The following is a 23,708-nucleotide window of genomic DNA, read 5'->3' as shown; positions in this document are numbered from 1 at the left end:
CCCTAGCAAACCCCAGCCCTCCCCGCAAGGCGCACTTGAGAAACAATATCGTTTATCATTGTTGCAAGTTTTTGCAATGCGACAGTGAGGAACCCTGCGAATGACGTTTCGAAATACCCTGCGCCGAGGCCTGACCTTCACCCTCCTCGGCCTGGCGCTCGCCACTCCCCTCACCCAGGCTGCCGATGCGGTTTCCCTGACTCTTTACAACGGCCAACACAAGGAAGTCGGCGACGCGATCGCCAAAGCCTTCGAAGCCAAAACCGGCATTCACGTCAATGTGCGCAAGGGCAGCAGCAATCAGCTCGCCAGCCAGATTATTGAGGAGGGCGACCGCTCCCCTGCCGACGTGATCTACACCGAAGAATCGCCGCCGCTGAATAATCTCGGCGAACAAGGTTTGCTGGCCAAGACCGACGACGCCACCTTGGCGGTTTTGCCAGAGAAATACGTGGCCGGCAATGGCACCTGGATCGGCGTCACCGCGAGGGTTCGCGTGGTCGCCTACAACCCGAAACTGGTCGATGAAAAAGACCTGCCTAAATCGGTAATGGAATTTTCCGATCCGCAATGGCAAGGCAAAGTCGGCTTCGTACCGACGAGCGGGGCATTCCAGGAGCAGGCCGTAGCCATCATCAAGATGCACGGTCGCGACGCCGCCGAAGAATGGCTGACCGGATTGCGCGCCTTTGGCAAAACCTACAGCAACAACATGGTTGCGCTCAAAGCCGTGGAAAACGGTGAAGTTGCCACGGTGCTGGTCAACAACTACTACTGGTTCGCCCTGCAGCGCGAAAAAGGCAAACTGGACTCCAAACTGCATTACTTCACCGGCGGCGACGTCGGCGGCTTGATCACCGTGTCCAGCGCTGCCGTGCTGAAATCCAGCAAACATCCGAAAGAAGCCCAGCAATTCCTCGCCTACATGGCCAGCGAAGAAGGTCAGCGTGTGATTACGCAAACCACCGCCGAATACCCGCTGCACAAAGGCATGGAATCGGATCGCGGGCTCAAGCCGTTCAGCGAACTCGAAGCGCCGAACGTGACGCCGGCCGATCTGGGCAATGCTGAAGAAGCACTCGAACTGGAACGCGAAGTTGGCTTGAACTGATGACCGCATCGTTATCCGCCCCCGCCGCGCGCGGGGGTTACGTGCCAAAACGCAAGCAGCCGTCGATCTGGCTGGTGCTGCCGGTTTTGTTACTGGTGGTATTGAGCCTGTTGCCGCTGGTGTATGTCGGGCTCAAGGCCTGGCAGGCCGGCTGGGCCGAGGCACTGCACTTGCTGTGGCGTCCGTATGTTTTCGGCCTGCTGCGCAACACCCTCGCGTTGATGGTGGGCGTGACGATTACCTGCGGTGTGATTGGCCTGTCGCTGGCATGGTTACTGGAGCGCAGCAATTTGCCGGGGCGACGCCTGTGGGGCGTGATTCTGTGTCTGCCGTTTGCGGTGCCGGCGTTTGTCAGCAGCTTCACCTGGGTGTCGTTAAGCGCACAGTTCGAAGGGCTCAGCGGGGCGATCCTGGTGATGAGCCTGTCGAAGTATCCGCTGATCTTTCTGCCGGTCGCGGCGACCCTGCGCAATCTCGATCCGTCCCTTGAAGAGTCCGCCCGCACCCTTGGGCAGAATCGCTGGGGCGTGTTCTTTCGCGTCACCCTGCCGCTGCTCTGGCCATCATTGCTGGCCGGCTCATTGTTAATTGCCCTGCACATGCTGGTGGAGTTTGGTGCGCTGTCGATCATTGGCCTGCAAACCTTCACCACCGCGATCTATCAGCAATTCGAACTGGAATTCAGCAACGCCAACGCGGCGATGTTGTCCGCAGTGTTGCTGGCACTGTGTCTGATGCTGCTGTGGCTTGAGTTGCGCGTGCGTGGCAAGGGCCGGCACGTACGCACCGGGCAAGGTGCGGCGCGTCAGGCCGAACAAGTACGGCTTGGCCCGTGGGCCGCAGCAGGTCAGTTGTATTGCCTGATGCTGGCGATTGTCGGCAGCGGGATACCGCTGGGCATGCTGGCGTATTGGCTGGCGGTGGGCTCCTCGGCGGCTTTCCCGGTTGCTGCGATTACCGAAGCCCTGTTGTCTTCACTGGCGTTGTCGCTGGGCGGCGCAGCGTTGTGCCTGGTACTGGCGGTGCCGGTGGGGTTGCTGGTAGTGCGTTACAAAGGCCAACTGGCGATCTGGGCCGAGCGCCTGCCATATCTGCTGCACGCACTGCCTGGCCTGGTGATTGCGCTGACGCTGGTGTATTTCGCCCTGCATTTCGTGCCGGCGCTTTACCAGACGTCAGGATTGCTGCTGATCGCTTATGCACTGCTGTTTTTGCCACTGGCTCAAGCGCCGATTCGTACCGCGCTGAACAAAGCCGCGCCGCAGCTGGAAGAGGCTGCGCGCACGCTGGGCGCTTCGTCGTTTACAGCATTTTGCCGGGTGACGCTGCCGATCATCTTCCCGGCCTTGGGTGCGGCGTTTGCGCTGGTGTTTCTGGATGCGATGAAGGAGCTGACCGCGACTTTGCTGCTGAGTCCGACCGGGCTCAACACCCTGGCGACCGAGGTCTGGGCACATACCGCGAATGTCGAGTTTGCGGCGGCGGCGCCTTATGCGGCGCTGTTGATTTTGGTATCGGGGCTACCGGTGTATCTGTTGACGACCCGGATGTATTTGAGTCGCTGAAATCGCCTTCGCGAGCAAGCCCGCCCCCACATTTTGACCGAGCTCCAAGGCTGGAATGCGACCAAGATGTGGAAGCGGGCTTGCTCGCGAAAGAGCCCTGAATTTCAACATCAAGCTCTGAACTGCCCCAGACTCGCCTTGAGTTGCGCAGCCAAGCCATCAAGCACCTTGCCACTCGCCGTGGTTTCCACCACCGCCTGCGCCGCTTTTTCGGCCTGGGCATGAATCGTCTCAACCCGCCCACGCACGGCCTGCGCGCCCTGCGCCTGATGCGCCGCTGCCTGGGTCGCCAGACCAATCGCCGCATGCACCTGCTCGACCGACACCTGCACCGACTGCTGCAACCGCGCACTATCGCGCAGCACCAGCAAACCTTCGCTGGCCTGGCGTCCGGCCTGACCGATCGCTTCCACCGCTTCACGCGCGCCTTGCTGCAGCGCGACGATGTGCGCCTGAATATCGCCAGTCGAACTTTGCGTCTTGCTGGCCAGCGCCCGCACCTCGTCCGCCACCACGGCAAAACCACGCCCGGTCTCGCCGGCCCGCGCCGCTTCAATGGCGGCGTTCAATGCGAGCAGGTTGGTCTGCTCGGCGATCCCGTGAATCACCGTCAGCACCACCTCAATCTGCTCACTCTGCTGCGCCAGTCGCTCGATGACTTTCGCTCCGGTATCGACCTGCCCCGCCAGCGCCTCGATCAAACTGCCAACCCTGGCCGACGTGCGCGTGTTTTCATCAGTGGCCTGACGAATATCCACCACCTGCTTCAATGCAGCCTGCATCGCATGACTTTCCGATTGCGCCTCGTCAGCCATTTGCGACAGCGCCCGCAGACTTTCCGCGACCTCGTCACGCTGCATCCCGGCAGCCGCATCGGCGCCGGCATTGCGCAGGGTCATCGCGCCGATTTCGACGCCGGTACGCTGGGCGACATCGCCCGCCTCGCGCACGATCGGCTGCAACTTATCCACAAAGCGGTTGACCGCCGCCGCCATGTCGCCGATTTCGTCCTTACTGTTGATCTGCACACGCTTGGTCAGATCGCCCTCGCCTGCCGCCAGATCGTCCATCGCCACGTTGAGCATCTTCAAGCGATTGACCACGCGATGACCGAGCACCACGGCCAGCAACAGCAAGACGCCACAGCCGACCAGCGCCAGGCCCATGCCGATTCTCCAGCGCAGGGTTGCCGCCGCTTCTTGAACGGTGCTGGCGGTATTGGACTTCATTTGCGCCGCGGTCGATTGCGCAGATTGCAGGCGCGCCTGCATGGCCGTGGCGCTGTCCGCTGCGGCGCCTTTCAGGCTATCGCCGACCAGTTGATCACTGCTGGCAATCAGTGCCGAGAAGCGCTTGTCGAGCGCGGCCAGATCGGTTTCCACCGAGGCCGTGGAAACACCCATCAGCACTTTGCCGATTTCCACGCCATTGGGATTGATCGAGGCTTCGAGGTAGTAAACCGACGGATCGTTTTTCGCCGCATCCAGTACCTTGTCCAGCGCGCGCTCACCCTGCCCCTTTTCCAGCAAGGCCTTGTTGATCGGGTTTTCGCGATTGAGGTAGCGGGTCAGGTGCTGACCGGTCGCGTCGTCGTACACAACGAACAGCACGTTGGGATTGCGCTGAGCACGCCGGGCAAATTCGGACAGCGTCGGCACATCACTGTCCCACATCGCACGCGGTGCGACCGAGGCCAGCAACTGCGCCATGTCATTGGCCGAATCCTTCAGATCCTTTTCCAACGTCGCACGTAGTTGCACCTGCTCGTCCTTCAGGCGCGAGGACAAACCGGCGGTCAGACGCTGACGGGTACTGGCGGACAAGCTGTCGAGGCTCAACGTGACTTCACGCCCGGCCTGCTCCAGTTCGCCAGAGAGTTTCTGGCTGTCGGCACCGAGGCGCACAGCCAGATCAGCTTCCAGCGCCGTGACGGTGCTCCGTGTCAGGGCGACCGCCACCAATACCTGCACCAAAAGGGCGATACCAAGGGTAACGAATACAGGCCGCAACAAACGGCTTTGTAACAGTGAGAGAACGGCCGACACTGTGAATACCTCTACTTCTGACGCCATTAATTTGATGGCACTCTTGTAGACAGATTCACAGCAAAGGTCATGCCGTCCAACAGGCATAAACGACAAAGACCCCGATTAAGGGGCCTTTGTTTTTTACATCAACAACTTATCAAGCAAACGGGTGACGCAGAACGATGGTTTCGTTGCGATCCGGGCCCGTCGAAATAATGTCGATCGGCGCGCCGATCAACTCTTCAACGCGCTTGATGTAGGCACGAGCATTGGCCGGCAACTCTTCCAGGGTTTTGGCACCCACGGTCGACTCGGTCCAGCCCGGCACTTCTTCGTACACAGGCTGAAGGCCGACGTAGCTGTCAGCGTCAGTAGGGGCAACGGCGTTGCCTTGTGCATCTTTGTAGCCGACGCAGATGTTGATGGTTTCCAGGCCGTCGAGTACGTCCAGCTTGGTCAGGCAGATGCCCGAGATGCTGTTCACATCGATAGCGCGACGCAGGATAACGGCGTCGAACCAGCCGCAACGACGGGCACGGCCAGTGGTCGCACCGAATTCGTGACCTTGCTTGGCCAGGTGTGCACCGACTTCGTCAAAAAGTTCGGTCGGGAATGGGCCCGAACCGACGCGAGTGGTGTAAGCCTTGGTGATGCCCAGGATGTAATCCAGAAACATCGGGCCAACGCCCGAACCGGTCGCCACGCCACCGGCGGTGGTGTTGGAGCTGGTCACATACGGGTAGGTACCGTGGTCGATGTCGAGCAACGAACCCTGGGCGCCTTCGAACATGATGTCTTTGCCGGCGCGACGCAGGTCGTGCAGCTCAGCGGTAACGTCGAGCATCAGCGGCTTGAGCAGCTCAGCGTATTCTTTGCACTCGGCCAGGGTCTTTTCGAACTCGATGGCAGGCTCTTTGTAGTAACCGACCAGCATGAAGTTGTGGTAATCCACCAGTTCACGCAGCTTGTCTTCGAAACGCGGCATGTTGAGCAGGTCGCCAACGCGCAGGCCACGACGAGCAACCTTGTCTTCGTATGCCGGGCCGATGCCGCGACCGGTGGTACCGATCTTCAGCTCGCCACGGGCCTTTTCACGGGCCTGATCCAGCGCCACGTGGAAGGACAGGATCAGCGGGCAGGACGGGCTGATACGCAGGCGCTCGCGCACCGGTACGCCTTTCTCTTCCAGCTTGGTGATCTCGCGCAGCAGGGCGTCGGGTGCAACCACCACGCCGTTGCCGATCAGGCACTGCACACCTTCGCGCAGCACGCCCGACGGAATCAGGTGCAGGACGGTTTTTTCGCCGTCGATCACCAGCGTGTGGCCCGCGTTGTGGCCACCTTGGTAGCGCACTACGGCGGCAGCATGTTCGGTCAGCAGATCAACGATCTTGCCTTTGCCCTCATCACCCCACTGGGTGCCCAGGACTACGACATTCTTACCCATAACACTTGTCCTCATTCGCGCAAACTTGGTGCCGGCGATGGCCGGCAGGAAAACTCAAGAAGCCAGTGGCGAAACTTGCCAAAGCCCGTTCTGCTGAATCAATTGCCGGTCGCAGTCCGCATCACGGGCGGCGGCCAAAGGTTGTCCAGGCAAGGCCTGAACGACACGCTGACCCTCACTGCGCAACTGACAAACCTGCTGCCAGAGTGCCGCATCCGTACTGTCAGGCATCCAGATACCGCCAGACGGTAGCTCGATCTCAGCACGCCCCAGGGTCACCAGGGTTTTCAAATCGGTGGAGAAGCCTGTAGCCGGACGGGCGCGACCGAAGTCGGCGCCGATGTCGTCGTAGCGACCACCCTGAGCGATGGACTGGCCAACGCCCGGCACAAATACGGCGAACACCACACCGGTGTGGTAGTGGTAACCGCGCAACTCGCCGAGGTCAAAGTACAGTGGCAGCTCCGGGAAGCGCACCGACAGACGCTCGGCAATCGCCAGCAAATCTTCCAGCGCTGCCAGCACCGGCGCCGGCGCATTGGCCAGACGCTCCCGGGCAGCACTCAATACTTCGCGGCCGCCGCACAGATCAACCAGCGCACGCAGCATGCCGGACAGATCGGCCGGCAGGCCTTCGGTCAGGGTAATGACCTCGTCGATGGCCTTGCGTTGCAACGCATCGAACAACTGCTGCTCGACTTCACCGGACAGTCCGGCGGCGCGCGCCAGACCACGGTAGATGCCGACATGACCAAGGTCCATGTGCACGTCCGGCACATCGGCCAGTTGCAGCATGGCCAGCATCAGGCTGATGACTTCGACGTCGCTGCTCGGGCTGGCATCGCCGTACAACTCGGCGCCCAACTGGATCGGGCTGCGCGAGGACGACAGTGCCCGCGGCTGGGCATGCAGCACGCTGCCGGCATAGCACAGACGGCTCGGGCCTTCGCGGCGCAGGGTGTGCGCATCGATGCGCGCTACTTGCGGCGTGATGTCGGCACGGAAACCCATCTGCCGGCCCGATTGCGGGTCGATGACCTTGAAGGTACGCAGATCCAGGTCCTGGCCCGCGCCGGTCAGCAGGGATTCCAGGTACTCGATATGGGGAGTCACGACAAACTCGTAACCCCAGCTCTGGAACAGATCCAACACCTGACGACGCGCAACTTCAATGCGCGCCGCTTCCGGTGGCAGTACTTCTTCGATGCCATCTGGCAGCAGCCAGCGGTCTACCGTTGCCATTACGCCATTCCCCTTTGATCCGGGCGGCCAGCCCGAGGGCGAGCCTTGAGTGAAGCAGAAAATGACCGGTCCGTTCAAAACGCACGCGCATGAACGACGCGGCGAAAGGCCTGATACCGGCTTCGCCCATCACTTTCCTCGAAAAACTGTCCGGGCCATTCAACCCGATGTTCTGCAGCAAAAACAGCAATCAAACGTGCAGACGCAAAAAAGCCGGGAATTTCCCGGCTGCCGCATCATACACACGTTTTCCCAAAGGATCACCCCGCCCGTGGTTTTAGCCGCCGGGCGGAATGATTCAGGTCAACGTCGTATCAAGGCTTGGACTTTTCCAGGTAACGGAAAAAGTCGCTGCTTGGGTCGAGGACCAGGACGTCGGATTTGTTCGCGAAGCTTTCACGGTAGGCGCGCAGGCTACGGTAGAAGCCGTAGAACTCCTGATCCTGACCGTAGGCCTTGGAATAGATCGCAGCGGCCTGGGCATCACCATCACCGCGAATCTCTTCGGATTCACGATAGGCTTCAGCCAGCAACACGCGGCGTTGACGATCGGCGTCGGCACGGATGCCTTCAGCCAGCTCGTTACCCTTGGCGCGGTGCTCGCGAGCTTCACGCTCACGCTCGGTGCTCATACGTTCGAACACGCTGCGGTTCACTTCTTTCGGCAGATCGATGGCCTTGACCCGGACATCGACCACTTCGATACCCAGCTCTTTTTCCGCCATCTTGTTCAGCGACGCAGTGATGTCAGCCATCAGCGCATCACGTTCACCCGACACCACTTCGTGCAGGGTGCGCTTGCCGAACTGGTCACGCAGACCGGATTCCAGACGACGGGACAGACGCTCGTCGGCGATCTGCTTGAGGCCCGATGTCGCGGTGTAGAAGCGCTCGGCATCTTTCACGCGCCACTTGGCGTAGGCATCGACCATCACGGCTTTCTTTTCCAGGGTCAGGAAACGCTGTGTCGGTGCATCCAGCGTCATCAGACGTGCGTCGAATTTACGCACCTGGTTAACGTAAGGCACTTTCACATGCAGACCCGGCTGGACATCCGCCTGCACCACACGACCGAACTGCAGCAACACCGCACGCTCAGTCTGAGCCACGATGTAGAAGCAGTTCCAGCCAACCAGTACCACAACAACGCCAACGATCAGGGCGATCAGCGATTTATTGCTCATCAGCGGGTCTCCCTTGTGCGCGACTGCGGCAGGTCAGTGACGTGCGGCGTGACATCCGTGTTGCTGGCCGCGGCCGAACCGGTGACCGGCGCATTGCTGCCCGAACTGTTCTGAATCATTTTGTCCAACGGCAGATAAAGCAGGTTGCTCTGGCCATTCTTGTTGCCGGTCACGAGTACCTTGCTGGTGCTGCTGAAGACTTCCTGCATGGTGTCCAGGTACAGACGCTGGCGGGTGACTTCAGGTGCCTTGCGATACTCGGCAACCAGCTTGGTAAAGCGATCAGCCTCACCCTTGGCGCGCGAGACCGTTTCGTCACGGTAACCGTTGGCATCCTCAAGGATACGCTGGGCTTGACCACGGGCCTCCGGCACCACGCCGTTGGCGTAGGTTTCAGCCTGGTTGCGCGAACGCTGCTCGTCTTCACGGGCGCGGATCACGTCGTCGAAGGCTTCCTGCACTTCGCGCGGTGCCGCTGCGCTCTGTACGTTGACCTGAGTGACGGTGATACCGGTGCGATAGGTATCGAGGAAACGTTGCAGACGCTCCTTGATTTCGCTGGCCATCAATTCACGACCTTCGGTCAGCACCTGGTCCATGGCGGTCGAACCCACCACGTGGCGCAGGGCGCTGTCGGTCGCATGTTGCAGGCTGATTTCCGGCTGATCGACGTTCAGCACGAAGTCCTGCAGGTTGCTGATCTTGTACTGCACGGTCAGCGGCACTTCGACGATGTTCTCGTCTTCGGTCAGCATCTGGCCCTGCTTGGTGTAGGCACGCTCACGCGTGACGTTTTCCATGTACTTTTTATCGATCGGCGGGAAGTAGATGTTCAGACCCGGGCCCACAGTCTCGTAATACTTGCCGAAGCGCAGCACCACGGCTTGCTCCTGCTCGTCGACTACATAGACCGCGCTGTACAGCCAGACAGCCGCCAACACCACGAGGCCGATGCCGAGCAGGCCGCCAAAGCCGCCACCACTCCTGCCCGAACCACCGCCGTCATCACCACCGCGTTTCTTACCACCACCGAACAACCCGTTCAGGCTTTCCTGCAGCTTTCGGAAGGCCTCGTCGAGATCCGGTGGCCCCTTGCGGTCGCCGTTATTGCGGCGCTTGCCACCCCAAGGATCCTGATTATTCGAGTTGCCACCCGGCTCATTCCAAGCCATAGCGCTCTCCATCTGATAAAGCAAAGACGCACCCACGGCGCGCCGACCAATGCTACAGAATGCCTGCCGTTGCGGCACAACCGCTTTTTCAGGCTTTTATTGCAAAGTGTGTTGCTCGATGAACTCCGTCGGCACAACGCCTTCACGACTGACCAGTCGATTGAGCTCCGAGCGCGGCAATCGAACGGCCAGCAAGCTGACACCTTCTTCGTCGTATTCTTCTTTCTGTACCGCGCCCAGTTCGAAGAACTGTGCACGCAGCCGCGCAAAACGCTGAGGCAACCGCAAGGTTCCGACAAACAAGTCACTGCCCAACAACTCGGCAATGGCTTGCTCCAGCAATTCCAGACCACTGCCGTCACGCGCCGAGAGCCAGACCCGTTGCGGCCTGCCGTTTTCGTCGCGCTGGATTTGTGGCTCAACGCCTTCAAGCAAATCGAGTTTGTTATAGACCTCGAGGATCGGCAAGTCCTGGGCGCCAATCTCGCCCAGCACCACCATCACCTGCTCGATCTGCAACATGCGATCCGGTTCGGCCGCATCAATCACGTGCAACAGCAGGTCAGAGTTGCTCGACTCTTCGAGCGTAGACCGAAATGCCTCGACCAGCTTGTGCGGCAGGTGGCGAATGAAGCCCACCGTGTCGGCGAGGACAATCGGCCCCAGGTCATCGAGCTCCAGACGGCGCAGGGTCGGATCCAGCGTGGCGAACAGCTGGTCGGCCGCGTACACGTCGGATTTCGTCACGTTATTGAAGAGTGTGGATTTACCGGCGTTGGTATAGCCCACCAGCGAAACGGTAGGAATATCCGCACGGGAACGGCCGCGACGCGACTGCTCGCGCTGACTGCGCACTTTTTCCAGGCGGCCCTTGATCTGACGCAGGCGAACCCGCAGCAGACGGCGGTCGGTTTCCAACTGGGTTTCACCCGGACCACGCATGCCGATGCCACCACCCTGACGTTCAAGGTGAGTCCAGCCGCGAACCAGACGGGTACTCATATGGTCAAGCTGGGCCAGTTCGACCTGGAGCTTGCCTTCATGGGTACGGGCGCGCTGGGCGAAAATATCGAGAATCAGACCGGTGCGGTCGATCACGCGACACTCGAAAACACGTTCGAGGTTACGCTCCTGACTGGGCGTGAGGGTGTGATTGAAGATCACCAGATCGGCTTCTTCGGCGTGTACCAGGTCGCGTAATTCCTCGACCTTGCCGCTGCCAATCAGGAATTTGGCGGTTGGCCGATGACGCGGCACGTTAAAAAACGCAACGGTCTCGGCGCCCGCCGAATTAGCCAATTCCTGAAACTCCTGCGGATCTTCGCGCGCCTCAGGGTCCTGTCCATCCAAGTGAACGAGAATGACTCGCTCACCACCACCGTGGCGCTCAAAGAACAAAGGAGACTCCTATCAGGCGTTACCTGGCTCAGCGTCACCTGCTTCGGATTCGGTTGCGCTAGGCAGACGAATTGGACGAACCGGCACTACTGTCGAGATAGCGTGTTTGTAAACCATCTGGCTGACGGTGTTTTTCAGCAGAATCACGAACTGGTCGAACGACTCGATCGTGCCTTGCAGTTTGATACCGTTGACCAGGTAGATGGAAACCCCAACTTTCTCTTTACGTAAAGTATTCAAGTAAGGGTCTTGTAGCGAATGCCCTTTTGACATGTGCCGCACTCCTTTAAGGATTCAATAATAAAAATAGGTAATTCAGATGGCTTTGGCCGTCACACCCCCAAGGATAGACGGCAATTGCAAGGACTCAGCTCAATATGGAGATGGTCCCAAGGTATTTCAAGGCGCGTGGCAGATTGTCGCAATCAAGACTGTCCAGCCAGTGTATATCTTCCCAGCTGCGCAGCCAGGTGAACTGGCGCTTGGCCAATTGGCGCGTGGCAATAATGCCGCGCTCCTGCATTTCAGCCAGCGTCAGTTTGCCATCCAGGTAATCCCAGACTTGGCGGTAGCCTACCGCACGTATAGACGGCAACCCCGAATGCAGGTCACTTCTTTTACGCAGGGCTACGACCTCGTCGATGAATCCCTGTTCCAACATATTTGTGAATCTTTGTTTAATGCGCTCGTGCAGTACCTGACGATTTGCCGGGGCAATGGCCAAGTTCGCGACAGTATAGGGCAATTGTTGCAGTCCCGAAGCGGCTGCTTCAGTACTTTGCGCAGATTGTTGCTGACGCAGGGCGGTCATGCTCTGACCGCTGACCCGATAAACTTCCAGCGCGCGACTCAGGCGCTGCGGATCGTTGGGGTGAATCCGCGCCGCCGACACCGGGTCGATGACCGCCAACTGATCGTGCAGGGCTTGCCAGCCAAGGCGTGCAGCCTCTTCTTCGATCTGCGCCCGCACTGCGGGATCGGCCGCCGGCATGTCCGCCAGACCGTCGACCAAAGCCTTGTAATAGAGCATCGTGCCGCCCACCAGCAGCGGAATTTTTCCGCGTGCGGTGATTTCGCCCATGGCTTGCAGGGCATCGCGACGAAAATCCGCCGCCGAGTACGCCTCGGCCGGGTCGAGAATATCGATCAAACGGTGCGGATGCTCAGCCAGCAGCTCTTTGGAAGGCTTGGCCGTGCCGATGTCCATGCCACGGTAGACCAGCGCCGAATCGACGCTGATCAGCTCGCACGGCAGCACTTTGGTCAGCTCGATGGCCAGGTCGGTCTTGCCCGCAGCGGTCGGGCCCATCAGGAAAATCGCTGGAGGTAGCTGGCTCATCAACGACCGCGCAGGAACAGTTTGTCCAGATCGTCCAGGCCCAACTGGGTCCAGGTCGGTCGGCCATGGTTGCATTGACCGCTGCGCTCGGTGTTTTCCATGTCCCGCAGCAGGCCGTTCATTTCCGGCAGGGCCAGGCGCCGGTTGGCGCGGATCGCGCCGTGGCAGGCCATGGTGCCGAGCAATTCGTTGAGATGTGCCTGAATCCGGTCGCTGGTGCCGTACTCCATCAAGTCCGACAGCACGTCGCCGACCAGACGATTGGCCTCGGCTTGCTTGAGCAACGCCGGAATCTGGCGGATCGCCAATGTTTCCGGGCCCAGACGCTGCAACTCGAACCCCAGACGCTGAAACCACGCAGCGTGCTCTTCAGCGCAGTCGGCCTCACGCTGACTGACCGCCAGCGATTCCGGCACCAGCAACGGCTGGCCACTCAGGCCTTCGCTGGCCATGGCGATTTTCAGGCGCTCGTACATGATCCGCTCATGAGCGGCGTGCATGTCCACCAACACCAGCCCCTGGGCGTTCTCGGACAGAATATAAATACCCTTGAGTTGCGCCAGCGCGTAGCCCAGTGGCGGAATATCTTCCTGACCGGCCGGCAGCGCATTGGCATTCGCCTCGGCCAGCGGTGCGAAAAACTCGCGATATGCGGCCTGAGCTTCAGCGGCCGGTGGCACCGCAGATTGCGGACGCGGCGTGTATTGATACTGATAGGCGCCGCCGGCACTGGCCCCGGATGACGTATTGAGCGCCGGTTGCGCCTGTGGCTGTTCGAGCAACGCATTGGCGGCCAGACGCATTTCACCCTGCGGCCCGAATTCGCCGGCCTCAAGACCGGTTGGCCGGACGACGGCGGTTGTGACTGACCCGGCAAGCTGATCTTCCGGACGCACATCACCCAATGCCCGGTGAAGCGTGCCGTAGAGGAAATCATGCACCATGCGCCCGTCACGGAAGCGCACTTCGTGCTTGGTCGGGTGCACGTTGACGTCTACCGCCGCCGGATCGACTTCGAAAAACAGCGCAAACGTCGGATGCCGACCGTTGAACAGCACGTCGCGGTAGGCCTGACGCACAGCGTGGGCAACCAGTTTGTCGCGCACCGCCCGGCCGTTGACAAAGAAATACTGCAAATCCGCCTGGCTGCGGTTGAAGGTCGGCAGACCGACCCAGCCCCACAGGTGCAGACCGTTGCGCTCGATCTCGATCGGCAACGCCTGCTCAAGGAAACCCGCACCGCAGATCGCCGCCACACGCCGCGCGCGGGCAGCATCATCATGGGCCTCGTGCAGGCTGAGGATGGTCTTGCCGTTGTGACGCAGATGGAACGCCACGTCGAAACGCGCCAACGCCAGACGCTTGATCACTTCTTGCAGGTGATCGAATTCGGTTTTTTCGGTCTTGAGGAATTTGCGCCGCGCCGGGGTGTTGAAGAACAGGTCGCGGACTTCCACCGAGGTGCCGACCGGATGCGCCGCTGGCTGCACGCGGGGCGCCATGTCGCGTCCTTCGGTTTCGACTTGCCAGGCCTGATCGGCATCGCGGGTGCGCGACGTCAGAGTCAGGCGTGCAACGGAACTGATCGACGCCAATGCCTCACCGCGAAAACCCAGGCTCATCACCTGTTCGAGGTCTTCCAGATTGCGGATCTTGCTGGTGGCGTGACGGGCCAGCGCCAGCGGCAGGTCATCGGCGGAAATGCCGCTGCCGTCATCGCGAACGCGCAGCAGCTTGACGCCGCCCTGTTCGACATCGACATCAATACGTTTGGCACCGGAGTCGAGGCTGTTTTCCAGTAACTCCTTGATCACCGAGGCCGGGCGCTCGACCACCTCACCGGCGGCAATCTGGTTCGCCAGCCGCGGGCTGAGCAGTTCGATGCGGGCAGCGTTCAAGAGCTGGTTCATTCTTTGGACGCCAGTTCGGTGCCCGGAATGGTCAGGTGCTGACCGGCCTTCAGATCATCGCTTTTCAGATTGTTGGCGCTGCGCAGCGTTGCCGGCGACACCTGATAACGCACGGCGATCATCGCCAGCGTTTCGCCCGGGCTTACGCGGTGGTCGCGCGGGCCTTGGGCGATCTTGCCGGAGTCACGCAGCCAGGCAATGTAGGTCCCCGGTGGCGGGTTCTGCTGGAAGAACTGACGCACGCCGCTGCTGATCGAACGCGCCAGCGCTTGCTGGTGGCTCGATGCCGAGAGTTTGTTCGCTTCGTTGGCGTTTGAGATGAAGCCGGTTTCGACCAAAATCGACGGGATATCCGGCGACTTCAACACCATGAACCCGGCCTGTTCCACACGTTGCTTGTGCAGCGGGGTCACGCGACCAATGTTGGTCAGGACTTTTTGACCGACATTGAGGCTGGAGGTGAGCGAGGCAGTCATCGACAGGTCGAGCAACACGCCCGCGAGCATGCGGTCCTTGTCGTCGAGGCTGACGTTTCCGGCACCACCGATCAGGTCGGAGCGGTTTTCGCTGTCGGCCAGCCAACGGGCAGTCTCCGACGTGGCGCCGCGATCAGACAGGGCAAAGACCGAAGCACCGAAGGCTGCCGCAGACGGCGCAGCGTCGGCGTGAATCGAAACAAACAGGTCGGCGCCCTTTTTGCGGGCGATTTCGGTACGGCCGCGCAGCGGAATGAAATAGTCGCCGGTACGGGTCAGTTCGGCGCGGAAGCCTTTCATGCCGTTGACTTGGCGCTGCAGTTCGCGGGCGATTTGCAGCACCACATCTTTCTCGCGCTGACCGCGTGAGCCGGACGCACCCGGGTCTTCGCCACCGTGGCCGGCGTCGATCACCACAATGATGTCGCGTTTGCCGGCCGGGGCTGGCGGCAGCTTGATCGCGGGTTCTGTCGGGGTCACCGGCACTGCCGGCACGGTCGCGACCGAAGGCGTCGGCGCAGGCGCCGGTTCAGCGTCGGCCGGGTTATCGAACAGATCGACCACCAGACGGTTGCCGTACTGTCCGTTCGGCGCCAGCGAGAAGCTTTTCGGCGTGACGGCTTTTTTCAGGTCGATAACCACCCGCAAGTCTGTCGGCGTACGTTGCGCCGAGCGCATGGCGGTGATCGGTGTATTAGCGGTCTGCAGCTTCAGCGGCGCGCCCAGCGTGGCGCCATTGATGTCGATGACCAACCGGTCCGGGGCAGTCAGGGTGAAGACGCTGTGCTGTACCGGGCCGCTGAGGTCGAAGACCAGTCGCGTGTTATCCGGCGCTCGCCACAAACGCACGCTGTTGACCTTTGAATCGGCCACAGCGTTGACGGTTACTGCCATCAATATCAGTCCAGCGGCAGCCACCAACGCGCGAAAGCGCATACCTAACCCCATCATTTAATTGGATTCCAATGCCAAAGCGGCACACCAGGCCTCGCCACGCGAGCTCTGGGATAAAATTTTCAGCGAACGCCCGCTGTCTTGCGGGCTAATGGTAATGGTCAGGTCAGGCTTTGGCAAAAAGCCTGCACCTTTATCGGGCCACTCGATCAGGCACAGCGCGTCATCTTCGAAATAGTCGCGGATGCCGAGAAACTCCAGCTCCTCCGGATCGACCAAGCGATACAGGTCGAAATGAAAGGCGCGAATGTCACCGATTTCGTAGGGTTCGACCAACGTGAATGTCGGACTCTTTACCGCCCCGACATGCCCCAGGCCACGAATGATCCCTCGTGACAGCGTGGTTTTACCCATGCCCAGATTACCCTCGAGGAAAATCAGGCCATGGCCTTGGGTAACGCGGGCGATCCGTGCGCCAAAGTCGCTCATGGCCTGTTCATCGGCCAGGTACAGGGTTACTTCAGACACGGTGCATGCTCCTCCAACAACTGACGAATGGCTGGAATCAGATCACTGGCCGCCAACCCACGGCCGAATTTACCTTGTTGCATTCCTGCATTGGCATGCAGCCAGACGGCCAGACACGCGGCATCAAAGCCGTCCATGCCTTGCGCCAGCAACGCGCCGGTCAAACCCGCCAGCACATCGCCGAGACCGGCAGTGGCCATGGCCGGATGGCCCTGATGACACAACGCCAGACGCCCATCGGGATGGGCGATCAGGCTGCCGGCACCCTTGAGCACCACCACCGCTGTATATTTTTTGCTCAATGCGAATGCCGCAGCAGGACGATCGGCCTGCACTTGCGCGGTGCTGATTCCCAGCAAACGCCCCGCCTCGCCCGGATGCGGAGTGATCACGCAGTCCTTGGGCAGGCTGACGAAACCACTCGCCAACAGGTTCAACGCGTCCGCGTCCCAGACTTGCGGCAAGGGCGCGTTGGCCGCAGCAGACAATAACGCCCGCCCCCAACTCGCCTGCCCCAGCCCCGGCCCGACGACGAGCACCGAAACCTTTTCCAGCAATCCCATCAACTGATTGGCCGAGGACACACCGAGCGCCATCGTTTCCGGCACGCGAGTCAGCGCCGCCGGGACATGCTCCGGGCGAGTGGCCAGCGAAACCATGCCCGCGCCACTGCGCAAGGCCATCTCGGCACTCAGCAGGATCGCCCCACCGAAACCGTGATCGCCGCCGATCAGCAGCACATGGCCGAATCGACCTTTGTGTGCGGTCGGTGCACGCGCAGTCAGACGCGGCAGATTAGCCGTGTTCAGGCGTCGAGCACTGACAGGAATGTCACGATAGGTTTCGGCCGTGGCTTGCAGATCGTTGAATACCATGTCACCCACATGATCCGCCGCGTCGCCGGTGAACAGTCCAGGCTTCAGGCCAATAAAGGTCACCGTCAGGTCGGCGCGCACCGCGACAGCCAATACCCGACCGGTATCCGCGCACAGCCCAGAGGGAATATCGACTGCGGTAACGGGCAAGCCGCTGGCGTTGATTGCATTGATGGCTGACGCATACGGTTCGCGCACCTCACCGCTCAGGCCTGTGCCCAGCAAGGCATCGACGATGACACCGTGCAGTTCGCTTTGCGCACTCCAGCCCTGCACGGTGACGCCTTCAGCCAACGCCTCGGAATGGGCCAGCGCGGCGTCACCCTGTAAACGCTGCGGGTCACCGACCGCCAACACCTGAACCGTCCAGCCAGCCCGAAGCGCCAGCGCCGCGACCAGATAACCGTCACCTGCATTGTTGCCACGCCCCGCCAGCACGGTCAGCTCATTGGCTGTCGGCCATTGCCGCACCAGCGCGCGCCAGGTTGCGCGCGCCGCCCGCTGCATCAATTCGAAGCCCGGCGTGCCGGCAGCGATCAGCCGCGCATCGAGTTCGCGCACCTGTGCGGCGCGGTACAGCGCGTCGGGTAATTCATCTTTCGTGTGCGGCATGCGTCTTCGGGCTCCGATGTCTGGCAGAATTATACGCACCTCAGCTCCGGTTTCTCTCGCCTCATGTCCGCCATCACCACAGACCTGCCCGCCCTCGCCCAATCGATCAAGGATTGGGGGCGCGAACTGGGCTTTCAGCAAGTCGGCATCAGCGGCCTCGATCTCGCCGAGCATGAGCAGCACCTGGAGCGCTGGCTCGCCGCCGGCTACCACGGCGAAATGGACTACATGGGCGCCCACGGCAGCAAACGCTCGCACCCCGAAGAACTGGTTCCCGGCACTTTGCGCGTGGTTTCGCTGCGCATGGACTACCTGCCCGGCGATACCGAAATGGCCAAACGCCTGGCCGAACCGGAAAAAGCCTACGTATCGCGTTATGCCTTGGGCCGCGATTACCACAAATTGATCCGTAAACGCGTTCAACAATTGGCCGACAGGATTCAGTCCGAGATCGGCCCGTTCGGTTTTCGCGCCTTTGTCGACAGTGCCCCGGTGCTGGAAAAAGCCATCGCCGAACAGGCCGGGCTGGGCTGGATCGGTAAAAACACGCTGGTGCTGAACCGCAAGGCCGGCAGCTATTTCTTTCTCAGCGAACTGTTCGTCGACCTGCCGCTGCCAGTGGATGATCCGTACAGCAGCGAACATTGCGGCCGCTGCACCGCATGTCTCGACATCTGCCCGACCAACGCCTTCGTCGGCCCCTATGTGCTGGATGCGCGACGCTGCATTTCCTATCTGACCATCGAACTGAAAAACGCCATCCCCGAAGACCTGCGCCCGTTGATCGGCAATCGCGTGTTCGGCTGCGATGACTGCCAGATCGTCTGCCCGTGGAACCGCTTCGCCCGACCCTCCGGCGAAAGCGACTTCAAGCCGCGACACAATCTGGACAATGCCGAACTGGCCGAACTGTTCATGTGGGATGAGGACAAGTTCCTCAGCAGCACCGAAGGCTCGCCACTGCGCCGTGCCGGTTATGAGCGCTGGTTGCGCAATCTGGCCGTGGGACTGGGCAATGCGCCGTCAAGCATTCCGGTGCTGGAGGCGTTGAAGGCGCGCCGCGACTATCCGTCAGAGCTGGTACGCGAGCATGTGGAGTGGGCGTTGAAGCAGCACGCCGAGCGCAGCAGCTAACGTTATCGCTGAGCTCAGACTGGTTTTCTCCATTTCGCGCTACGTCCTTTACCGGTCGGCTCAATCAATCCGTCGGCCTTCAGGGCGCGCAAAACCGAACGTACTGTGTCTCGGCTCACTCCCGGACAAGACTCCTCAATATCTGTAATCGAGAACGACAGGTTTCTGCTCAAGACTAGCTCTCTGACTCGATCACTTTTTCCGCCTCGTCGATTATCTATCGTGCCCACCCGGTCTTCGAACTCCTTGTACGCTCGAAGTAATGCACCCCAGAAATAATCCATCCATGGTTGTACGTCGTGCGTGCCCTCATGCCACCGTTGAGAGCTAATTTCCAACGTCTCGTAATAACCCTCTTTTGACTCTTCAAATATCCGCTCAAGACTTATAAAACGCCCGACTCGATAATCGAACTGGTAGAGCAGTAACAAAGTCAGCAGACGAGCAACGCGGCCATTGCCGTCCGAGAAAGGATGGATGCACAGAAAGTCCAGAATGGTGAGCGGTATCAGGACGAGAGGGTCAGCCAGATTTTGCTGCGCAGCTTGATGGTAATGCATCAGCAATTCATTCATCGCTATAGGGGTTAAATGCGCAGCCACTGGTTGAAAACGAATCCGCGATGTCCCGTCGGGATTGCGTTCGATGATGTCATTGTTTGTCGCTTTCCAGTCGCCACCCGATTGGGGTAAATAGCGGTAAAGCAAACCGTGCAATTGCCTTAGGACACCTTCAGAAAAAGGCATGTCCTCAGCAGCTTCATGGATGAGCGCCAGCGCATCCCGATAACCCGCAATTTCCTGCTCGGATCGACTTTGAGGATCGGTGGTTTTGCTCATTAGCGATTTCAAGCGAGCGGGCGCTACGGTCACTCCCTCAAGACGGCTGGATGATTCCGTGGATTCGATCACGGCAAGTTGTTTCAGATCGTCTAAAACCTGAGGCGATTGCGCGATGAATAGTTTTTGCTTGCCTCGGAACTCTCCCAACGCCCGCAACGTCGAGATCTGCAATCCGTTAAAGCGCAAAGCAGCGAGAAACTCTGGATGAAGGGAGCGCATTCGAAATGACCTGCTAAAAGGGGGACAAAATGGCATAAACGGGGTATTTAAAACTTTAAATACCCCGTTTATGCCATTTTTACCCTATTTACATGCCACCAACTATTCAACAATCTAAACAGGACATTTCGCGACAGCATGTCGATCAAGGCGCGTCGTTGTAAACGAACTTCGGCATTTCCCAGTGGAAACGAATCGCCAGCAGGCGCAATAGAAATCCGCCGAACAGGGTAATCAGAATCGCCTGTTCGCTCGGCACGTTCAGATACAGGCACAACATGTAGCACCACGCGGCCGCGAAGGAAACGCTGGCGTACAGCTCACGGCGGAAGATCAGCGGGATGTCGTTGCAGAAGATGTCGCGCAGGATGCCGCCGAACACGCCAGTGATCACGCCACTGACCGAGGCCACCAGCATGCCGTGGCCCATTTCCAGCGCGGTCATGCAGCCGATCAGGGTAAAGGCCACCAGACCGACCGCGTCGAGCACCAGAAACAGCGAGCGCAGGTGGCGCATCCAGCGTGCGGTGAACACGGTGAACATCGCCGCCACCGAAGTCAGCACCAGGTACTCCGGGTGTTTGACCCACGTCAGCGGGTAGTGCCCGAGCAGCACGTCGCGCACCGAACCACCGCCCAGTGCCGTGACGCAGGCGATCAGCACCACACCGAACCAGTCCATGCCGCGACGGCCCGCAGACAACGCGCCAGTCATGGCTTCGGCAGTAATGGCGACGAGGTAGAGCATCAGCAACATGATGGCGATCCAGGCAGGAAGGCGCGCAGTCTAGCCATTTCGGCGCCGCACCAGAAGGGGGCGTGCTCCGGGCTGCATTTCTGATTGGAATCTTCCGGAGAATCTGACGCCCTCTTCGCGAGCAAGCCCGCACCCACAGGGGGAACGCATTCCAAAGGGTGGGAGCGGGCTTTCTCGCGAAGACGTCAGGGCAGACACCGCCCAATCAGAACTTGATGAAGTGCTTGCGGTAATGCTGCAGCTCGGCGATCGATTCGCGAATGTCGTCCAGCGCCAGGTGAGTGCTGCCCTTCTTGAAGCTGTCGCGTACGTCTGGCGCCCAGCGCGCGGCCAGTTCCTTGAGCGTCGAGACGTCGAGGTTGCGGTAATGGAAGTAGCTTTCCAGCGCCTTCATGTGGGTATAAAGGAAGCGGCGATCCTGGCAGATGCTGTTGCCGCAGATCGGCGACTTGCCCTTCGGCACCCACTTCTCCAGGAAGGCGATGGTTTCAGCTTCGGCTTCGGCCATGCTGATGCGGCTGTCGCGCACGCGCTGGGTCAGGCCGGAGTTGCCGTGGGTGCGGGTATTCCACTCGTCCATACGCGCGAGGACTTCGTCGCTGTGATGGATGGCGATCACCGGGCCTTCGGCCAAGGTGTTCAGATCACTGTCGGTGACGATGGTGGCCATTTCGATGATCACGTCGTTATCCGGATCGAGGCCGGTCATTTCCAGGTCGATCCAGATCAGATTCTGCGGGTTTTGCATATTCGGGCTCCTAGGCAATGCTGCGCAGTTTAGCCTAGGCCGATGCCCGGGCGTGCTAAACTCGCGGCCGTTTTACCTAATCGCTGCATTCTTCAGACGGAACACCCATGGCCAAACGCCAACTCAATCGTCGTCAAAACTGGCGCATCGAAAAGATTCAGGGCGAACGCGCTGCCCGCGCCGCCAAACGCGAATCCTCGGCTGTCGAAGCCCTGGAGGGCGGTGACCTTGGCCCTGAGCAACACGGTCTGGTGATCGCTCACTTCGGTGTGCAGGTCGAGGTCGAGGCCAAGGACGGCGAACTCGCCGGCCAGGTGTTCCGTTGCCACCTGCGCGCCAACCTGCCAGCGCTGGTGACCGGCGACCAGGTAGTCTGGCGTGCCGGCAATCAGGGCATCGGCGTGATCGTCGCGCAACTGCCGCGCACCACCGAACTGTGCCGCCCGGACAGCCGTGGTCAGCTCAAACCGGTGGCCGCCAACGTCGACATGATCGTCATCGTCTTCGCCCCGCTGCCCGAACCGCACGCCAACCTGATCGACCGCTATCTGGTCGCAGCCGAGCACGCCGGCATCCGTCCGCTGTTGCTGCTGAACAAATTCGACTTGATCGACGAGCAGAACGCGCCGGCGCTCAATGCGCTGCTGGCCGTTTACCGCACCTTGGGTTATCCGGTACTGGAAGTGTCCGCGCACCACGGCAATGGCATGGAACAGTTGCAGCAGCAGCTAGACGGACGCATCAGCGTATTCGTCGGCCAGTCCGGCGTCGGCAAGTCGTCGCTGGTCAACAGCCTGCTGCCGGACGTTGAAACCCGCGTCGGCCCGCTGTCCGAACTGTCCGGCCAGGGCACGCACACTACGACCACCGCGCGCCTGTTCCACTTCCCGGGCGGCGGCGAGCTGATCGACTCCCCGGGTATCCGTGAATTCGGTCTCGGCCACGTCAGCCGTGCCGATGTAGAAGCCGGCTTCATCGAGTTCAACGACCTGCTCGGCACCTGCCGCTTCCGCGACTGCAAACACGACCGCGAACCGGGCTGCGCCCTGCTCAAGGCTCTGGAAGACGGCCGCGTGCAGCAGCAACGGATGAACAGCTACCGCTCAATCATCGCCAGCCTGCCGGAAAACGGTTACTAAACAACATCGCCAGTAAGGCTGGCGCTGGGAAAGCGTCAGATCAAAAAAAGCCGCAGGTGACTGCGGCTTTTGCTTATCAATGCGATCACTCCAACGGACTTCTTAAAATCATTCGGCTGGTAACTTCGGCGCCTGTTTGGCAATGCTTTTTTCCTGTGATTTAACCCGGCGTTCGAGCTTGCGAATGTCTTCTTCAGCTGGGAGCTCCTCGGGTTTTATTCCGCGCTGATCCAGCATGTCGCGAACACTCAAATTGTTCTGCACATGTTCCCGCGCAATGGCCGACTCACCCTTTAAATCAACCTGAAGCACATTGTGATTAGTCATTTCAGTGGCTAGGTTCTTCGCGGCGATTGTCAATGTAGGCAGAAAATCAGCAAGCGGCCGACTCTTGATAATGCCGTAGTGATCCTTCATCGCTTGAGTCGTTTGCCCACCGAAAAGCGCTGCATCTCCCCGGGATCGAATGCGGGCAAAACCCTCATCATCGACACCTCGTTCATAAATATTCTGCGACAGTTCTTTTTCCGATTCGCGCAAGCGATCACGAGCATCGAAGCGGGCCTGCAAACGCATGCGGTCTTCAATCAACTCTTGCTTGCGCGTTTGTAGTGCGAAATAGCTCTGAGCGAAGGCAATTGGCTGCTTACGCGGATCGCCATTTTGCGCAATCAAATAGCAGGCATAACGCGTGAGCATGAAGTCGTCGACGGCCCGTTGCCCACCTTTGCCAATGTCGATCAATTTCGTAACGCCACGAAAATGATCGAGGGCATCCACGCCGGTGGCCTCACACGAAGCTATCGCCCGCTGGACAACAGTGAAAAAGTTTTCCCAGCGAGCATAACCCAGTGGTTCCTGCAGCTCGCGAGCGAACCAGAACTCGATACCTTCGCCAGGAATCCGTTGCGCCAATCCGTCAAATTGCTGCTGCAGCGAAAAGATTGTCTGATTTTCCATCGTCACGACTCCCTGTGATTAGAAGGCTTTGAATAGATAGCTGGCCATTTCGAGCAAAACACCTGTGAGCAACCTGACGGGGATTATCCGTGAGAGGCTGATCAAAAGTGTGCCCAGTCGTCGCTGGAC

General features: G+C 60.0%; 20 protein-coding genes. 4 read left to right on the top strand and 16 right to left on the bottom strand.

The genetic code is table 11. The features are described from left to right. The first annotated feature begins 100 nt into the window (after window positions 1–100). Both F2P67_RS06800 and F2P67_RS06795 read left to right on the top strand, forming a co-directional pair. On the top strand, window positions 101–1,111 hold the full coding sequence (locus tag F2P67_RS06800) for an extracellular solute-binding protein (protein WP_166218787.1): 1,011 nt from the start codon (window positions 101–103) through the stop codon (window positions 1,109–1,111). Continuing rightward, on the top strand, window positions 1,111–2,676 hold the full coding sequence (locus tag F2P67_RS06795) for an ABC transporter permease (protein WP_166218785.1): 1,566 nt from the start codon (window positions 1,111–1,113) through the stop codon (window positions 2,674–2,676). Before F2P67_RS06800 ends, F2P67_RS06795 begins: the two co-directional genes overlap by 1 nt. A gap of 110 nt (window positions 2,677–2,786) precedes the next feature. On the opposite strand, the gene F2P67_RS06790 is transcribed toward F2P67_RS06795, so the two are convergent. The 12 genes from F2P67_RS06790 to F2P67_RS06735 form a co-directional block, all read right to left on the bottom strand. Beyond that, window positions 2,787–4,721 carry a methyl-accepting chemotaxis protein gene (locus F2P67_RS06790; RefSeq protein ID WP_166218783.1) on the bottom strand — a complete coding sequence of 645 codons (1,935 nt, stop codon included), beginning with the start codon at window positions 4,719–4,721 and terminating at the stop codon, window positions 2,787–2,789. Between the two features lie 139 nt (window positions 4,722–4,860). After that, window positions 4,861–6,150, bottom strand: a complete 1,290-nt coding sequence (locus F2P67_RS06785) for an adenylosuccinate synthase (protein WP_027921980.1) — start codon at window positions 6,148–6,150, stop codon at window positions 4,861–4,863. Between the two features lie 54 nt (window positions 6,151–6,204). Next, window positions 6,205–7,392, bottom strand: a complete 1,188-nt coding sequence (locus tag F2P67_RS06780) for an ATP phosphoribosyltransferase regulatory subunit (protein ID WP_166218781.1) — start codon at window positions 7,390–7,392, stop codon at window positions 6,205–6,207. 314 nt (window positions 7,393–7,706) lie between these two features. After that, entirely contained in the window at window positions 7,707–8,576 is an 870-nt protein-coding gene (gene hflC / locus F2P67_RS06775) for a protease modulator HflC (RefSeq protein ID WP_007950723.1), read from the bottom strand. Next, window positions 8,576–9,748: an FtsH protease activity modulator HflK gene (hflK, locus tag F2P67_RS06770; RefSeq protein ID WP_166218779.1), complete on the bottom strand. Its 1,173-nt coding sequence runs from the start codon at window positions 9,746–9,748 to the stop codon at window positions 8,576–8,578. The genes hflC and hflK overlap by 1 nt, the downstream gene beginning before the upstream one ends. Before the next feature lie 96 nt (window positions 9,749–9,844). Continuing rightward, a complete protein-coding gene (gene hflX, locus F2P67_RS06765) occupies window positions 9,845–11,146 on the bottom strand; it encodes a ribosome rescue GTPase HflX (RefSeq protein WP_103304663.1) in 1,302 nt (433 codons plus the stop codon). 12 nt (window positions 11,147–11,158) lie between these two features. Further along, window positions 11,159–11,419 (bottom strand): RNA chaperone Hfq, encoded by a 261-nt coding sequence (gene hfq, locus F2P67_RS06760; protein WP_007902656.1) that lies wholly within the window; start codon window positions 11,417–11,419, stop codon window positions 11,159–11,161. 94 nt (window positions 11,420–11,513) lie between these two features. Next, window positions 11,514–12,485, bottom strand: a complete 972-nt coding sequence (miaA, locus tag F2P67_RS06755) for a tRNA (adenosine(37)-N6)-dimethylallyltransferase MiaA (RefSeq protein WP_166218777.1) — start codon at window positions 12,483–12,485, stop codon at window positions 11,514–11,516. Then, the gene (mutL, locus tag F2P67_RS06750) at window positions 12,485–14,395 is read right to left on the bottom strand and encodes a DNA mismatch repair endonuclease MutL (RefSeq protein WP_166218775.1); all 1,911 of its coding nucleotides are present in this window, start codon (window positions 14,393–14,395) and stop codon (window positions 12,485–12,487) included. Before mutL ends, miaA begins: the two co-directional genes overlap by 1 nt. Continuing rightward, entirely contained in the window at window positions 14,392–15,765 is a 1,374-nt protein-coding gene (locus F2P67_RS06745; RefSeq protein ID WP_425511016.1) for an N-acetylmuramoyl-L-alanine amidase, read from the bottom strand. Before F2P67_RS06745 ends, mutL begins: the two co-directional genes overlap by 4 nt. A gap of 57 nt (window positions 15,766–15,822) precedes the next feature. Then, on the bottom strand, window positions 15,823–16,293 hold the full coding sequence (tsaE, locus tag F2P67_RS06740; RefSeq protein WP_166218771.1) for a tRNA (adenosine(37)-N6)-threonylcarbamoyltransferase complex ATPase subunit type 1 TsaE: 471 nt from the start codon (window positions 16,291–16,293) through the stop codon (window positions 15,823–15,825). Beyond that, a complete protein-coding gene (locus F2P67_RS06735; RefSeq protein ID WP_166218769.1) occupies window positions 16,281–17,780 on the bottom strand; it encodes an NAD(P)H-hydrate dehydratase in 1,500 nt (499 codons plus the stop codon). Before F2P67_RS06735 ends, tsaE begins: the two co-directional genes overlap by 13 nt. A gap of 63 nt (window positions 17,781–17,843) precedes the next feature. Here F2P67_RS06735 and queG point away from each other — a divergent pair, with 63 nt between their 5' ends. Next, entirely contained in the window at window positions 17,844–18,914 is a 1,071-nt protein-coding gene (gene queG, locus F2P67_RS06730) for a tRNA epoxyqueuosine(34) reductase QueG (protein ID WP_166218767.1), read from the top strand. A gap of 14 nt (window positions 18,915–18,928) precedes the next feature. On the opposite strand, the gene F2P67_RS06725 is transcribed toward queG, so the two are convergent. The 3 genes from F2P67_RS06725 to orn all read right to left on the bottom strand — a co-directional run bounded on the left by F2P67_RS06725 (window position 18,929) and on the right by orn (window position 21,480). Further along, window positions 18,929–19,975, bottom strand: a complete 1,047-nt coding sequence (locus F2P67_RS06725) for a Fic family protein (RefSeq protein ID WP_166218765.1) — start codon at window positions 19,973–19,975, stop codon at window positions 18,929–18,931. Between the two features lie 145 nt (window positions 19,976–20,120). After that, complete coding sequence (locus F2P67_RS06720) at window positions 20,121–20,735, bottom strand: TRIC cation channel family protein (RefSeq protein WP_178120910.1); 615 nt, start codon at window positions 20,733–20,735, stop codon at window positions 20,121–20,123. Between the two features lie 202 nt (window positions 20,736–20,937). Continuing rightward, window positions 20,938–21,480: an oligoribonuclease gene (gene orn, locus F2P67_RS06715; RefSeq protein ID WP_053116764.1), complete on the bottom strand. Its 543-nt coding sequence runs from the start codon at window positions 21,478–21,480 to the stop codon at window positions 20,938–20,940. Window positions 21,481–21,587: 107 nt separating this feature from the next. On the opposite strand from orn, the gene rsgA reads away from it, so the two are divergent. Next, complete coding sequence (rsgA, locus tag F2P67_RS06710; protein ID WP_166218761.1) at window positions 21,588–22,619, top strand: small ribosomal subunit biogenesis GTPase RsgA; 1,032 nt, start codon at window positions 21,588–21,590, stop codon at window positions 22,617–22,619. 108 nt (window positions 22,620–22,727) lie between these two features. On the opposite strand, the gene dinD is transcribed toward rsgA, so the two are convergent. Then, on the bottom strand, window positions 22,728–23,579 hold the full coding sequence (gene dinD / locus F2P67_RS06705; protein WP_166218759.1) for a DNA damage-inducible protein D: 852 nt from the start codon (window positions 23,577–23,579) through the stop codon (window positions 22,728–22,730). Window positions 23,580–23,708: the final 129 nt, after the last annotated feature.

This window comes from Pseudomonas atagonensis (assembly GCF_011369485.1).
Classification (GTDB): Bacteria; Pseudomonadota; Gammaproteobacteria; order Pseudomonadales; family Pseudomonadaceae; genus Aquipseudomonas; species Aquipseudomonas atagonensis.
This window is presented reverse-complemented; position numbering and strand designations above follow the sequence as displayed.

Excerpts from the sequence above, each read along its gene's own strand:
- F2P67_RS06800 (WP_166218787.1), top strand. The coding sequence starts at position 101 with ATGACGTTTCGAAATACCCTGCGCCGAGGCCTGACCTTCACCCTCCTC.
- F2P67_RS06795 (WP_166218785.1), top strand. The coding sequence starts at position 1,111 with ATGACCGCATCGTTATCCGCCCCCGCCGCGCGCGGGGGTTACGTGCCA.
- F2P67_RS06785 (WP_027921980.1), bottom strand. The coding sequence starts at position 6,150 with ATGGGTAAGAATGTCGTAGTCCTGGGCACCCAGTGGGGTGATGAGGGC.
- F2P67_RS06780 (WP_166218781.1), bottom strand. The coding sequence starts at position 7,392 with ATGGCAACGGTAGACCGCTGGCTGCTGCCAGATGGCATCGAAGAAGTA.
- hflC (WP_007950723.1), bottom strand. The coding sequence starts at position 8,576 with ATGAGCAATAAATCGCTGATCGCCCTGATCGTTGGCGTTGTTGTGGTA.
- hflK (WP_166218779.1), bottom strand. The coding sequence starts at position 9,748 with ATGGCTTGGAATGAGCCGGGTGGCAACTCGAATAATCAGGATCCTTGG.
- hfq (WP_007902656.1), bottom strand. The coding sequence starts at position 11,419 with ATGTCAAAAGGGCATTCGCTACAAGACCCTTACTTGAATACTTTACGT.
- miaA (WP_166218777.1), bottom strand. The coding sequence starts at position 12,485 with ATGAGCCAGCTACCTCCAGCGATTTTCCTGATGGGCCCGACCGCTGCG.
- mutL (WP_166218775.1), bottom strand. The coding sequence starts at position 14,395 with ATGAACCAGCTCTTGAACGCTGCCCGCATCGAACTGCTCAGCCCGCGG.
- F2P67_RS06745 (WP_425511016.1), bottom strand. The coding sequence starts at position 15,765 with ATGGCAGTAACCGTCAACGCTGTGGCCGATTCAAAGGTCAACAGCGTG.
- F2P67_RS06735 (WP_166218769.1), bottom strand. The coding sequence starts at position 17,780 with ATGCCGCACACGAAAGATGAATTACCCGACGCGCTGTACCGCGCCGCA.
- queG (WP_166218767.1), top strand. The coding sequence starts at position 17,844 with ATGTCCGCCATCACCACAGACCTGCCCGCCCTCGCCCAATCGATCAAG.
- F2P67_RS06725 (WP_166218765.1), bottom strand. The coding sequence starts at position 19,975 with ATGCGCTCCCTTCATCCAGAGTTTCTCGCTGCTTTGCGCTTTAACGGA.
- orn (WP_053116764.1), bottom strand. The coding sequence starts at position 21,480 with ATGCAAAACCCGCAGAATCTGATCTGGATCGACCTGGAAATGACCGGC.
- rsgA (WP_166218761.1), top strand. The coding sequence starts at position 21,588 with ATGGCCAAACGCCAACTCAATCGTCGTCAAAACTGGCGCATCGAAAAG.
- dinD (WP_166218759.1), bottom strand. The coding sequence starts at position 23,579 with ATGGAAAATCAGACAATCTTTTCGCTGCAGCAGCAATTTGACGGATTG.